The organism is Bacteroides sp. 4_1_36 (assembly GCF_003466325.1).
Lineage (GTDB): Bacteria > Bacteroidota > Bacteroidia > Bacteroidales > Bacteroidaceae > Bacteroides > Bacteroides uniformis.
This window is the reverse complement of record NZ_QSOX01000003.1, coordinates 209,686-223,786: the sequence shown is the minus strand read 5'-3', so window position 1 is coordinate 223,786 and position 14,101 is coordinate 209,686. Positions and strand designations below refer to the sequence as shown.

Genomic DNA, 14,101 nt, shown 5'->3' with positions numbered 1-14,101 from the left:
AGGATATTCACTATTAATCCTCACTCCATGCTTATTGATTTAAAACCTTTCGTTATCTTTGCACCAATTCCAATGAACTAATGCGTTAGGGAGTTGGAAGGACATATTTAACGAAAGGTGTTATTGAAATTATCTTCTTGTAACAAATCTCGCAAATTTGAAACGCTGTGAAGATGATAGCAGTAGCACCCGCACTTGGATATATACCTACCTCATTTTTGTGAGGTTTCTATATGCCCTTTGGTGTGGGTCGCTATTGTTTTATCCACAGCAAAGGCAATGCGAGAGCCAGTTACAAGGATAAAGCAAATAGTGTTCCCACATCTTTTTTATTTATGGCTTACCGCAGGGAACAAGTGAGCATATAAATTATCACTATGAAATGTCCTCAATGTGGAAGTGAATGGTATTCTTCCAAAGAAGTAGATAAATGCCCATTTTGTAGCTATGTCTTTCTTAAAAAGGAAAGTGTTGATTTTGATTTTCTTTATGAACAAATAAGAGTAGATACAGAGGGATTTAAAAAGAATCTATTCAAGAGTGGTGGTTTAACTGTAAAGTTGGTTACATACCACTCACAAACAGTATGTTGGGATGAATTAAGTAGTAATACACGAATTGATTGGAGTGAAGACTTCATAGAAAAATTTCAATTTAAATTGAATTGGAATAATTTATCGCGGAATCCCTCTCTACCATGGTCTATCGAATTTATAAAAAAATTCAAAGATAAATGGGATTGGAAAGCTCTATCGTTAAGTGAATCGTTGCCATGGTCTATCCAATTTATCCGTAGTTTTAGTGATAAATGGGATTGGGAAGCTTTATCATCAAACAAATCGTTATCCCTATCTTCTGGAACAATTATATCTTTTTATAACTACTGGGATTGGAAAGTCTTGTCAAAAAACCAATCGCTACAATTATCTATTGATATGATTACAACATTTAAAGATAAATGGAATTGGGAAGCTTTATCTTCAAATGAGTCGTTACCTTTATCTGTTGAATTAATCAATTCATTCATTGACAACTGGGATTGGCATTATTTAAGCATAAATATTGCGCACAATGCCACCAATCAGTTAATTGATTTTTTCAAAGATAGGATACATTGGCAATGGGGATTTTGTAGTGGAGATTATTACGGTAGTTCTTTGCATCAAACCATACCTTGGTCTATAAATTTCTTACATAAGTACTCCTCATATATAGATAGGTGTGACATGGGATGGGAACTTTTGAGTAGCAATCCCAATATTCCCATTTCCTATGCTTTATTTAAGGAATTTGTTCACAAATGGAACTTTGAAAGTTTAGCAAAAAATGAATCTCTACAATGGAATGAAGCCATGTTTACCATTTATAAAGATTATTGGATTGATAAATACAGTTATTATAATGCTGGGAAATTTTACGAATCATTTTGTCGTAATGCTCCTTTGAGCGATGATTATATATATCAAAATGAAAATCTTATCATATTCGAAGTTCTAAGCTTAAATAAGAAAATCAAATGGAATGAAAAACTTATTGATAGATATAAAGAACGTTTAGATTGGGATGCACTCAGCAGAAACCCTGCATTGCCATGGAATGAAGAATTATATTATAGGTTTAAAAACAAATGGAATACGGCAAGCTTATTGAATAGCACATTTACTCCTATTAATATAAAGAAGATTATTATCCCCGATTATATTGATAGAAGTTATAATACTTTAGCTAAACGTGATAAATACATCAGTTTATTACGTGAAGGAGAAATTGATTACTTCTTATTTTTTATCTAATGAAACGAATTTTACTTAATACACTATTTATAATATGTCCTTTAGCTTCTTATGCTGGAGATAAATTATCGCGTGAAGAACCATTTTCTTTTACTGATATAATATTCGCTTTGCTATGTGCTATAATAATACCACTACTCATGGCATTAAAAGACAAGAATAAAGAGTAATTTGTTTGATAGAACTTACAAATATGGGAAAGACTAAAATAACATTTACACTATTGGTAATAATGTGTACATTTTTATATTCATGTAAATATAAAGAATACAAAAATAAACAACTAAGTAGCTATATAGACAGTACTTTACAAGTCAAAGCTACTTCTATCTTAGAGAATAAGCTATCTGAACTTAATGCTTTATCCGGGCAAATTATCATTATGGAAGTTCAGACAGGGTATATAAAGACTATGGTTGGACTTGAAAGGAAAGACAGTACAGACTACCAACCTTGTGAGAACTTTTCCCAAGCACACGAATCAGCACTGATGCACCCTATATCCATATTGGCAGCATTGGAAACAGGAAAGGTGAAACTATCTGATATGGTAGATGTGGGCAATGGAAGCTATTCTATACAGGATAGAGAATTAAAAGACCATAATTGGCATAGAGGTGGATATGGTAAAATCTCTATCAAGCAAGGTTTAGCTTCAAGTTCAAACATTGCTGTTTATAAAACAATGGAGAAAGCATTTGGAGATGATGCACAAGCATACTTCAATCTGTTGAATAAGGTGAATTATGGTAAACCAGACAGTATCGCAGGAATAGCTAATCTGAAACCTGCATACTTTGTTACTCCTAAAGATAGTGGTTGGAGTGATACAGCCTTTGCATGGTTCTGCATTGGATATAATCAAACTATTACCCCTATACAAATGCTAACCTTTTATAATGCTATTGCTAATAGTGGAAAGATGGTACAACCTCAACTTTACAAAGACAGTACAACAGTAATCAATCCACAGATAGCAAGTCAAACCAACATTGACAGTCTGAAACAGGCATTGGAATATGCGGTAACTGATGGCTTAGGACAACCTGCCAAGTCTGATAAGGTACAAATTGCAGGTGAAACAGGAACAGTACAGCTTGAAGATGGAAGCTATATTGTAGAGTTCTGTGGTTACTTCCCTACAAATGTTCCCCAATATTCTATCATTGTTTCCATCCATAAAGAGAGACTACCTGCAAGTAGTGGATTGATGGCAGGTGATGTGTTTAGGCAAATTACAGAATATATTTCTACTTACAATAAATATTTTAATTCAAAATGAGAACATTTAGATTAATTGGAATGACCTTGTTAATGGTCATGTTGACTGTAAACTTTACAGCGTGTAGCGATGATGATGAAGAACAGCAAGACGATAAAACGTTAGCTTTATTAGTTGGTAGTTGGGAAAATGAACTTGACTCTTTTACTGATGTAAATGGAAATGTTGTTAGTTCAACGACTGAGGTTCTTACTTTCAAGGCAGATATGACATGGACTGGAATAGATTATTACACCGGAACAAATTACCCTAATGAAAAAACAGAAAAATGGGGTGAAGGGACATACAGCTATGACAGTAGCAAAAAAAGGTTAACCTTAAATAATAACATTTTTGAATCAGACATTGTGGAAATCTTAGAGATTACAGAAAGTAAATTATCATATCTCAGTGAGGACGGAATAATGAATTACACACGTAAAAAGTAAGAAAGTAAATAAAAATCAGACATTAGGCGGCATTGATTATCTTTGTCGCCTTTGTTTATGCGCTTTCATGAATTAGCAGTATATAACAGCTATAATGTGTTTCAATCAATAGTAGTACCTTTTTTAGTAAAAGTTAGTTTTATAGACCCCAATTCAAAAAAGTACTATGATTACTTTGAATAACTATATAGATAGTTGAAACTTCATTTTATAATTGCTATTTTTGCAATGCAGGTTTATTCTGCAAAAGAGATTATTAATTTATTTATTATGAACCATTCTTGGCACTTGACCTTAAAAGTCAACCAAGACGTCAACCAATAGTTTCTAAATAGAATCAGATTCTAAAGATAGCTATCATAAAAGGAAGTAGCTCAGTTGGTTGCTGACGAAAGCGCAGCTTTTGGCAGCCGCAGAAGAGCATTAGCCTTCCAAGCTGAGGGTCGCGGGTTTGAGCCCCGTCTTCCGCTCTTCTGAAAATCAGATAGTTATCGCAAGATTTCTATCTGATTTTTGTTTTTAGAGAATGCTGAATTTAGTGTGGTTTAACCGAGTGAGTTAAACCAGGAAGTCAACCGAATGACGCAAAGCACAAATTCATGGTTATTTAAATAAGATATTTCTGAGAATATCATCTAACCACGGCTCTTTCATCTTTTCCACAAAAACATCATTCTTTAGTTGAAAAGCCTTTTTGTAAACACTCTGCATTTTCAAATTATAGCGCACCGTATCATAGCGGACTACTGACTGGTAAAATCCGGTATCAACAGCGACAATTTCATTTTCTATTCTCAATGTATCCTCAGCTGTATCGGAAACTCTTCCAGTCTCCATCTGTGCGAATGAAATGCAGCTGCCTCCGATTAGAGCCAATAATGTTACCAATATTTTATTCATAGGCTACCGTTTTCTACAAAGATACAATATTCAAAGAACAAACATCTCTTTTACAAGAAAAATTCCATTATACCATAAACGCTTATAAGGCAACGCACACATTTGTATATCAAAGTTCAGTTTTAGTTAATAAAATTATGTAAGTTTGTAAACGAATAAAAAGCTCCCCTCCAATGAACAACATCATTCATAAAATCAGGCAGATTTATCCGGTTTCCGAAGAAGCTCTTCAGGCATTGCTGATGAATATGCAGGTAAGACACTACCCTAAAGGAACTTATATAGTACAAGCAGGAGTGACAGACCGTTTGGTTTATTTCATTGAGGAAGGGGTCACCCGTTCCGTATTTCATCACGACGGACAAGATACCACCACTTGGTTCAGCCAGGAAGGTGATGTAACCTTCGGAATGGATTCACTGTACTATCAGCAGCCGTCAGTAGAAAGCATTGAAACTCTTTCGGACTGCAAAATCTACGTCATCCACATAGACAAGTTAAATGCTCTCTACGAAACATATATTGATATAGCCAACTGGGGCAGAATACTGCATCAGAACGTAAACAAAGAGCTCAGTCATATGTTTGTGGAAAGGCTCCAACTGCCTCCCAAAGAGCGGTATGAACAATTTAACCGCCGTTACCCCAGACTGATAAATCGGGTGAAGCTAAAATATGTGGCAGCCTTCCTGGGTATTTCCATCTATACTCTCAGCCGGGTACGCGCAAAAAAATAGAAGATTGCCGTTCTTTTTTGCTTTTAAGCAAAAGAACTTCGCTTCGCATGGCGTATCTTTGAGATCCGAAAACATTAACCAAACAACAGAAAAAAAACAGATGTCGCACATTTCATCTTCTGCCTTTTCAGACACCAAAGCACATTATGACCTTCTCGACGGGCTCCGTGGCGTAGCAGCCTTGATGGTTATATGGTATCATATATTCGAAGGCTATGCTTTTGCCGGTGGTAGCATTATCGAAACCTTCAACCACGGCTATTTAGCTGTAGATTTCTTCTTTATACTATCGGGATTCGTTATCGGGTATGCTTATGACGACCGTTGGGGCAGGAACCTCACAATGAAAAACTTCTTTAAACGGCGCCTGATACGTCTCCATCCGATGGTCATTATGGGAGCTGTCCTGGGTGCCATTACTTTCTGTCTTCAAGGATGCGTACAATGGGACGGAACACATATTGCCCTCTCCATGATTATGCTGTCCCTTCTTTGCACTATATTTTTTATTCCCGCAATGCCAGGTGCAGGTTATGAAGTCCGTGGTAATGGCGAAATGTTTCCTTTGAATGGTCCATGCTGGTCCTTGTTTTTTGAATATTTAGGCAACATCCTTTATGCCTTGTTTATCCACCGCTTATCAAACAAAGCCCTTGCCGTACTGACAATATTGCTGGGAGTGGCATTGGCATCATTCGCCATTTTCGACATCTCCGGATACGGAAATATGGGGGTAGGCTGGACACTGGACGGAATAAACTTTGGCGGCGGATTGCTGAGGATGCTTTTTCCTTTCTCCATGGGCATGCTTTTGTCGCGCAACTTCAAGCCTATCAAGGTGAAAGGTGCTTTCTGGATATGTGCCATTGCATTGGTTACCTTGTTTTCAGTGCCCTACTTGGAAGGTGCAACACCGGTCTGTACAAATGGCATTTATGAAGCGTTCTGTGTAATCATCGCTTTTCCGGTTCTCGTCTGGTTAGGAGCTTCCGGTACCACAACGGATAAAAAATCGACCCAGATATGCAAGTTCCTGGGAGATATATCCTATCCAGTCTATGTGATACATTATCCATTTATGTACTTGTTCTATGCATGGCTCATCAAGAACCAGCTCTTCACGTTGGAGCAGACTTGGCAGGTTGCCTTGTGTGTTTACGCATGGAACATATTATTGGCTTATCTATGCTTAAAATTCTATGATGAACCGGTACGGAAATATCTGGCCAGACGCTTCTTGAGCAAAAAACAATAAACAGTCCGTCACGGAGATTATGCTGATTCGCACAGATACAAATTCCCGATATAAATTCAATCTGCGCAAATCAGTATGATCTTTGTGGCGAACTGTTATTCCAGATAAAGCGGTTCCACTACTTCCATCACATTCTCATGGAACCACTCATCCAATTTTGCCTCTACCTTATCCTTTATCTGTGGAGTGATGTATTTCTTCATTTTCTTATAAGCATAGATTGCAGCAAATCCCTTCCCTACCATAAAGACTTGTCCCAAGAGGTCTTCTATACCGGCAGGAAACACAATGGCCACCAAAGCAATCATGATATTTGTCCTTTCACTCTCTGGAGTAGAATCAGCAGTCAGGACATAATAAGCTGTCAGTACGGGACGACCAGCTGCCCGACTACCTTTCTTTATATACTCCTCTACTTTAAGACGAATCTCGTCCATAGAAAAATTCATTTTCATATTCATAATCTCCTCTTTTTATTTATTAGACGCAGAAAGATGAAGTTTGGTTGCAAAAATCTGCAAATAACATAAAAATAGTTCTGTGGAACAATCACAGCCCCACAGAACTCTCATAAAACCATCTAATCTATACATGTAAATCTTACAATACTACAAATTTCACAATTTGTATATAATCAAGAACCTTATCCAAACTATAATTGAATTTCCTTACCGGAAACGATACATTTCTGTACATCTATTACCCCATATTTCACATCTATAAACGGCTTTCCTTCCTTAAGTCCAACATTACCAAAACCCGTTTCCGTAGACAAGAATGAAGTGAAATCATCTCCAATCCGCGAATCTATATACAAAATTTTGTCTACTGCATCATAGCGTATTCCCGTAAGGCCTTCTAGCATAGCATAACTGGCCATTGCACGAGCATACCATGCTCCACACTCATATTCATTAAACGGATTACGAACACGACCATTATAACGATCACGGCAAGTTCTCACTATTTCAAGCCCTTTTTCCACTTCTCCTTCAAACATAAGATGAGCAGCCACTTGATATTCAATTCCAGTCCACACTTCGTTACTGTATACAAAAGGCAATTTTAGCTTACCACCTTTCGGCCAGGTACAAAGTAATAATCCCCCATCCTCTCCCAATGCAAAGGTGGAACGTTGAGGGTTGACATGGTTACTTAAGCTCTTTTTAAAGTTATACTTATGGACAGAAATCAAATGACTTTTTACTTTCAGACGATCGACCACCTCCGGCATTCCACATACCAATGTCATCCAAGAGCCCAATATTCCGTCAGACAAACAACCTTTACCATACTGATATTTCGGACCTTCTTCTTGTAGGATTTTTAAAGCTTCTGGCGTATAATGGGTCACAAACGATTGGGCATCAACTGGGTCTGGAGCGTCCAATCCAGTCCATTGAATGTTCTGAATAAAATACTCTCCATCAAAAAGTTTGCTCTCCAAATATGCTTTACTTTTATTCATCAATTCTTCATAACGGGAAATATCATCGCCTACCGTTTTACCCATCAAGCAAATAGCTTGTAATGCTCCTACATAAAAACTGGTAATCATCCCATTCGCGCCCCAAAACTCTATATCATACGTATTATGGTGAGGTTCTTCAACAGCTCCAACCTCTCTCGGATCCCAAGTACGGATACAATAATCCATACTTTTCTTCACAGCTGGATACATCATCTTCAGCCAATTTATATCACCCATAATTCTCCATTCACGATATACCTTCATTATACCTCCTAATTGCCCATCTGCCGCCGAATGAAAATCATGGACAGTAGGACTGATAGGCAGATTCGTACGGAACACTTGATGTCCCCTTTTATCCTGGCTCACAAAAAATTCTGTTTCACGTAATGTACGTTCTAATTTTGGGAAAAGATGAGATACAGCTTGCGCATAATTCCAAACATGCGTGCATGAACCATGACAAGAGCCCCAATTATCATGACTTCCCTCCCAATTCCACATACGCCCATCGTATTGGCGAAGTACTGTAGTAGATTTCAATATACTCAAATTAGCAGCAACAGCCTCCTTAACTTCAGGTGGAAGAGTAGAATCATAGAAAGCATCAGTGAACAACTGAGTATTCTTTTTCAATGCATCATAATTATCCAACCAGTAGTTTGCAACATCTTGTATACTGCCAAACCTACTGCTATACCAAGGGCGGTAATTCCCTTCAAAATTATTCTCATAAGTATAACAGTTACTCAATTCATCTGGACAAACTGGTGCATCAGGGATATCAGTATCTGTACGTGGGATTCCACCTATTCGTTCTTGTGAATAAGGGACATGCCAAGCCATGTACAACCTTATATTACGAGTCTCACCAGGTGCTAAAGTAAACGGCACATATAACGAAGCTCCCACTGCTCCTTCCAAGCCTGCTGGATTCTCTTCCATTCTGCCCTCTTCCAAGTTATCCCAACAAATGCTCAATGGGTCGAACCAACCTCCACGAAACCAGTTATGATTAACTACCGTCTGGGGATTGTCAGTATAAATCATAAAATCACCTTGACAGAAAGGTTCATTCTCTGTGCCTGTCTGTCTTAGAATGAATCCATTCTTTGCTGCATCTATATACGCTTTACCTCTACCCGGAGTTTGCATAAAATTCATACTATTATATGAAAAGACGGCTTGTACTTCCTCATTACTGGTATTATGAAACTCATATTCAAACCCAGCAACCGGTAGACTTGAATTATCTTCATCCGTTGGTATAAATGGATTCCAGGCAACCAGTTTCACATCTATAGGGACATTCTGATCTGCCAACTCTACCTCCGCAAAAGGGAAACGTGACTGGAAACTATACTCCTTAAACCGGGGCATTCCCCATGAGCCGCCGTCTCCACGGCTGGAATTAGGAGCACCAAATTTTTTCCATTCTGGAACCGGCCCTTCCAGAATGCGTGTACCATACTCATAACCTTTCACATGAATTGCAGCAAACATCGTTGGTTCATTGAAAACATTCGGTCTATGACGTATAGACATATTACTCAATGCTCCTGTTCCTTCAATACAGAACATGCCCGTGCCTATACCTCCTATAGGGAAAGCTATTTTACGCGTATATTCACCTATATACTTCTCATTATAGCCACGTTCAACCGCACTCTCATGATGCCAGCACCCTTGAAAAATCAGTGCACAAACTACCAGACATATTAATAAATATTTCGTCATAAATACTGTATTTATTATCATTTTTTTATTTTGTATCAGGAGCTACAACTGTATAAACAGCACTACTTCTACCGGAAGAAAGGCGGAGATAACATTTTATATTTACTCCACTGAAAGATAAAGGTAACTGCAATGTATCCGTATAGAGTTTTCCATATAAACGAGGATCGGTACCATCTGTGGTATAATATATATCAGCACCCTCTACTGACGGCTTCAAATCCACTATCGCGTTACCGCCTCTAACAATAGCTTTATCCCAACCAATCGGTTCGGGAATACGGAAAGTAACCCCTTGTCTATCCAGTTCAGCCAAACATCCCGCTAATCTTTCACGGAAATCTGCATAATTCTTCTTTTCCGCAGGTGACCAACCTATTTCTGAAAGGGCCATAGCCCGAGGATATGCCATATAGTTCACTTTATCAGGATGATGTATAAATTCTCCCCAAACATTAGCTTGTACCCCCATTATATAACCGCATTGCTCTTTTGTAAGCTTAGGCGTATAAGGTTCATAGCTGTAGATATGTTCCAACGTAACCAGTCCTCCTATATTTAAAGGCTCATTAGTATAATCCTCACTCTGATAATAATCAATATACATATAGTTATTGGGAGCCATCACCACTTTATGCCCCATTCCCGCTGCAGCAATTCCACCGTTTTCTCCTCTCCAGCTCATTACAGCAGCATTCGGTGCCAAACCACCTTCTAAGATTTCATCCCAACCAATGATTTTTCGCCCCTTCCCCGTTACAAATTCATCCAAATGATGGATGAAGTAACTTTGCAATTCATGTTCATCTTTCAATTTATTTTCCTTAATGCGTCGTTGACACTTCGGACATTCTTTCCAACGTCTTTTAGGTGCCTCATCACCGCCTATATGAATATACTCACCGGGAAACAAATCTATCACCTCAGATAAAACATCTTCTACAAACCGATAGGTTTTATCATTACCGAGACAAAGAACTTCCTCCTTAATACCCCAAGTTTCCGGTATCCGAAATGGTCCGCCCGTGCAAGACAGCTCCGGATATGTAGCTAAAACAGACATTGTATGTCCTGGTAAATCGATCTCCGGAACAATAGTGATGTACCTATCTGCCGCATATTGGATAATCTCCTTAATCTGCTCCTGAGTATAGAATCCTCCATGTGGAATACGATCTTGTTCTGTCGGATTATGCCCCCACTGAGTACTATTACGCCATGCCCCAATTTTGGTCAATTCTGGATACTTTTTTATTTCAATACGCCACCCGGCATCTTCTGTCAAATGCCAATGGAATCTATTTATTTTATAACGAGCCATTAAATCTATATACTCTTTTACATATTCCACTGAGTAAAAATAACGTGCAACATCCAACATCAAACCACGATAACCAAAACGGGGTTCATCATTTATCATAATATACGGAAGCTGTATGCATCCATTTCCCTTATCAACAAGTAACTGCTGCAATGTCTGAATTCCATAAAATATTCCAGCTTCACTTCCCTTGATTGTTACTCCCTTATCATCCACAACTAATGAATATGCCTCTAAAGGCATTTTCTTGTCTATCTGCAAATGAATGGCATTCTTTCCTTTCGATCCTTTCTTCAAAGTCACCCCAAACCGTCCATCTAAATAATTATTAAAGAGACTGACTGTTTTGGTAAGCGCATCATTACTGTAATTTATACGTGTATCGGCAGATACATCCCAAGAACCTTCTCCCATCACCATTTCTTTTGGCATAGGAATTACTGACTGTGCATTACAAGGTAACGTACCGAGAATAATACATATTACCAATATGTATTCCCATCTGATTTCGTGTTTAATCATGACTGTAATTCAATTTTATATCTATATCCTTTTGTTTATTCACCTTGATATTTACTGTCTCGAATCCTTTGGCAGAAACCGTTAGCACATCGTTTTCTACAGTCAGAATGGAATATCTTCCGCCTTCCTTACTTATAACCGTTCTACCAGAATAATTAGATTTGATTTCAATTCCACTTATAGGGGTTGCTTGTACATCTCTGACACAACCAGCAACCTTTATCTTTCTTCCTGGATTCTTCACAATTTCATCCATGCAGAAGTCGTTATGACCAAGACTATTACTAGTCACCGGCTGTCTGCCAACAAAGATTGTCCTTCGTAATCTGATATCATCTGAGGCTGTTCCTATCTGTATTTCATACTCCCCTTCTTCTACTACTTTTTTCATGCTCAAATCATATAAGGCCAATTCTTGTATTGGTAGCTTCAAAACAACTGTCTGCATTTCGCCTGGTTGTAAGAATGGTTTTGAGAATGCCTTCAGTTGCTTGACCGGAGTCACAACCGAACTGACCACATCTCGAACATAAAGCTGTACTACCTCCTTTCCCGCTACACTACCCGTATTCTTCAAAGATACACTGACAATCAAGGTATCAGATGGATGTAATAACTCTGCAGAATAATGAGCATTCAAATACTCAAATGTAGTATAACTCAATCCATGCCCAAAAGACCATAACGGAGCTGGTGAAGAAAAAACATAATCACGTCCAGGTTCATTTGGTCTACCAGGACGACGATAGAATCCTTTGTCCGTTGGCAAATGATTATAAAAAACCGGTAAATGTCCTACGCTCTGCGGAAACGAGAATGGAAGTTTGGCTGAAGGATTAATATTTCCCAATAACATATCAGCTATTGCATCTCCAGCTTTCTCACCACCGTACCATTGTACAACTATGGCTGGAATATGTTCTTTTATCCAAGAAATAGAAAAAGGCTTACCTGTAACCAATACAACTATAACAGGTTTTCCTATTGCATAGATTTCTTCCACCAATTCTTCTTGTACACCTGTCAGATCCAGAGAAGAGAGGTCAAACCCCTCCCCACATGTAGCATCTGAATAGTCACGTGCCAGTGAAGCACTAGAAGAACCAACAAATACAACAGCCATGTCACTCGCTTTTACAGCAGCTACAGCTTCATCAAATCCGGATTTATTATCTGTAATAAGATCACATCCTGCCGCATAATTTATTTTTATCTTATTTCCAACCCGTTTCTTTAGGCCTTCAAGTGGAGTAACCCCATCTTTATTACTCCGGCTCCATGTATAATCCCCGAACTGTACTTGATTAGCATTCGGCCCAATCACTGCTAATGATTTTATTTTATTCAAATTTAAGGGTAAAAGAGTATTTTCATTCTTCAATAAAACAATCGATTCATCAGCCACTCTGCGCGATAGCTCCACCGCTTCTTTAGTACGCATGGCTACTCCCGGCATGTCAGCGCCCTGATATGGATTCTCGAACAATCCTAATTCAAATTTAACACGTAAGATACGTCCAACAGCCAAATCCACATATTTTTCATCAAACCTGCCTTGCTCTATCAATTGCTCCAAAGCCCAATAGCAATTACTGGAAGCTTCCAAGTCCACCCCCGCAGTCAAGGCTTGGATAGCCGCTTCACTATCATCCTTAGCTGTATGCTGAAAATCCTTCAACATAGCCACTGCCCCCCAATCGGAATATACATATCCTTTGAATCCCCATTCATTGCGTAAAATATTCGTCAGTAAATAAGAAGAAGCAGAATTAGGGATGCCATTCCAAGAATTATAGGAGGTCATCACCGCCTTCACTTCCGTATTCCGAACAGCCATCTCATACGGCTTGATATGGATATTACGTATATCCCGTTCTCCACTCTCAACTGAAGCCAAGTTCAGCCCTCCCAAAGGAGCTCCTCCCGGTCCAAAAGGTTTCAACATTGGAGATATTCCTCCGTCAATATAACCTTTCACTTGTGCAATCCCCATCTGTCCCACTAGCCAAGGATCTTCACCAAACGATTCCTCAACACGCCCCCATCGCAAATCCCGAACAACATCCAATCCTGGTGAAAGAGTCTGAATTACCCCTTGGGACCTTAATTCTGTAGCAATTGCTTTAGTCATCTGATAAGCCAAATCTAAATTAAAAGTACTACCAACGGCTACAGATTGAGGAAAAATGGTAGAACCATCATGTACCGAGCCATGTAAAGACTCAGTTACTGTAAAAACTGGGATTCCCAAGCGTGTCTCTTCAACCATATATTTCTGAATTGCATGAAATGCTTTCCGCACATTTTCACCAGTAAGATTGAATCCCTCAATACAGCCGTAACTAATATCACCAGCTGCATCTCTTAATTTTTGGTAATCCACCTCTTGACCATTGTATAATTGATAACCATGCAAATGACTTAATTGTGCTATTTTTTCTCGTAATGTCATTCTGCCCAATAAATCTGTAACCCGTCGTTCAACAGACATACTAGAATCCTTGTACACCGGAATGCATTGAGCCATGGAATCTACGGCAATAAGAACCGACAATATAAAAGGTAATAACCATTTTTTCAAAATCCTATCTTCAAGTAACATATTTCAGTAATTCAAAAAGTAAATATAAATATCAATCTTATGGTATAGCTTGA

At 38.4% G+C, this 14,101-nt stretch carries 10 protein-coding genes and 1 tRNA gene; 6 read left to right on the top strand and 5 right to left on the bottom strand.

From position 1 onward, the window contains the following. The first annotated feature begins 377 nt into the window (after positions 1-377). The 4 genes from DXD65_RS05235 (at position 378) to DXD65_RS21005 (ending at position 3,970) form a co-directional block, all read left to right on the top strand. Positions 378-1,793, top strand: a complete 1,416-nt coding sequence (locus tag DXD65_RS05235; protein ID WP_117681721.1) for a hypothetical protein — start codon at positions 378-380, stop codon at positions 1,791-1,793. A gap of 193 nt (positions 1,794-1,986) precedes the next feature. After that, positions 1,987-3,075, top strand: a complete 1,089-nt coding sequence (locus tag DXD65_RS05230) for a penicillin-binding transpeptidase domain-containing protein (protein ID WP_117681720.1) — start codon at positions 1,987-1,989, stop codon at positions 3,073-3,075. Beyond that, complete coding sequence (locus DXD65_RS05225) at positions 3,072-3,503, top strand: hypothetical protein (protein ID WP_117681719.1); 432 nt, start codon at positions 3,072-3,074, stop codon at positions 3,501-3,503. Before DXD65_RS05230 ends, DXD65_RS05225 begins: the two co-directional genes overlap by 4 nt. 363 nt (positions 3,504-3,866) lie before the next feature. Beyond that, positions 3,867-3,970, top strand: a tRNA-Gly gene (locus DXD65_RS21005). Between the two features lie 136 nt (positions 3,971-4,106). Here DXD65_RS21005 and DXD65_RS05220 read toward each other — a convergent pair. Continuing rightward, on the bottom strand, positions 4,107-4,403 hold the full coding sequence (locus tag DXD65_RS05220) for a hypothetical protein (RefSeq protein ID WP_005823625.1): 297 nt from the start codon (positions 4,401-4,403) through the stop codon (positions 4,107-4,109). A 173-nt stretch (positions 4,404-4,576) separates the two neighbouring features. Between DXD65_RS05220 and DXD65_RS05215 the strand changes: the two genes are divergently transcribed. Beyond that, positions 4,577-5,140, top strand: coding sequence for a Crp/Fnr family transcriptional regulator (locus DXD65_RS05215; protein WP_005823628.1), 564 nt, complete (start codon positions 4,577-4,579; stop codon positions 5,138-5,140). Positions 5,141-5,240: 100 nt separating this feature from the next. Further along, the gene (locus DXD65_RS05210) at positions 5,241-6,395 is read left to right on the top strand and encodes an acyltransferase family protein (protein ID WP_008665488.1); all 1,155 of its coding nucleotides are present in this window, start codon (positions 5,241-5,243) and stop codon (positions 6,393-6,395) included. A 95-nt stretch (positions 6,396-6,490) separates the two neighbouring features. Here DXD65_RS05210 and DXD65_RS05205 read toward each other — a convergent pair whose 3' ends face one another. The 4 genes from DXD65_RS05205 to DXD65_RS05190 all read right to left on the bottom strand — a co-directional run bounded on the left by DXD65_RS05205 (position 6,491) and on the right by DXD65_RS05190 (position 14,048). After that, positions 6,491-6,856, bottom strand: a complete 366-nt coding sequence (locus DXD65_RS05205) for a hypothetical protein (protein WP_005823632.1) — start codon at positions 6,854-6,856, stop codon at positions 6,491-6,493. Positions 6,857-7,047: 191 nt separating this feature from the next. Continuing rightward, a complete protein-coding gene (locus DXD65_RS05200) occupies positions 7,048-9,603 on the bottom strand; it encodes a GH116 family glycosyl hydrolase (RefSeq protein WP_008665489.1) in 2,556 nt (851 codons plus the stop codon). 25 nt (positions 9,604-9,628) lie between these two features. Further along, complete coding sequence (locus tag DXD65_RS05195) at positions 9,629-11,446, bottom strand: family 20 glycosylhydrolase (protein ID WP_005823636.1); 1,818 nt, start codon at positions 11,444-11,446, stop codon at positions 9,629-9,631. Continuing rightward, positions 11,439-14,048 carry a glycoside hydrolase family 3 N-terminal domain-containing protein gene (locus tag DXD65_RS05190; RefSeq protein ID WP_005823638.1) on the bottom strand — a complete coding sequence of 870 codons (2,610 nt, stop codon included), beginning with the start codon at positions 14,046-14,048 and terminating at the stop codon, positions 11,439-11,441. The genes DXD65_RS05195 and DXD65_RS05190 overlap by 8 nt, the downstream gene beginning before the upstream one ends. Positions 14,049-14,101 lie beyond the last annotated feature (53 nt).

Bases quoted from the DNA above. Each gene is read 5' to 3' on its own strand.
- DXD65_RS05235 (WP_117681721.1), top strand. From the start codon at position 378: ATGAAATGTCCTCAATGTGGAAGTGAATGGTATTCTTCCAAAGAAGTA.
- DXD65_RS05230 (WP_117681720.1), top strand. From the start codon at position 1,987: ATGGGAAAGACTAAAATAACATTTACACTATTGGTAATAATGTGTACA.
- DXD65_RS05225 (WP_117681719.1), top strand. From the start codon at position 3,072: ATGAGAACATTTAGATTAATTGGAATGACCTTGTTAATGGTCATGTTG.
- DXD65_RS05220 (WP_005823625.1), bottom strand. From the start codon at position 4,403: ATGAATAAAATATTGGTAACATTATTGGCTCTAATCGGAGGCAGCTGC.
- DXD65_RS05215 (WP_005823628.1), top strand. From the start codon at position 4,577: ATGAACAACATCATTCATAAAATCAGGCAGATTTATCCGGTTTCCGAA.
- DXD65_RS05210 (WP_008665488.1), top strand. From the start codon at position 5,241: ATGTCGCACATTTCATCTTCTGCCTTTTCAGACACCAAAGCACATTAT.
- DXD65_RS05205 (WP_005823632.1), bottom strand. From the start codon at position 6,856: ATGAATATGAAAATGAATTTTTCTATGGACGAGATTCGTCTTAAAGTA.
- DXD65_RS05200 (WP_008665489.1), bottom strand. From the start codon at position 9,603: ATGACGAAATATTTATTAATATGTCTGGTAGTTTGTGCACTGATTTTT.
- DXD65_RS05195 (WP_005823636.1), bottom strand. From the start codon at position 11,446: ATGATTAAACACGAAATCAGATGGGAATACATATTGGTAATATGTATT.
- DXD65_RS05190 (WP_005823638.1), bottom strand. From the start codon at position 14,048: ATGTTACTTGAAGATAGGATTTTGAAAAAATGGTTATTACCTTTTATA.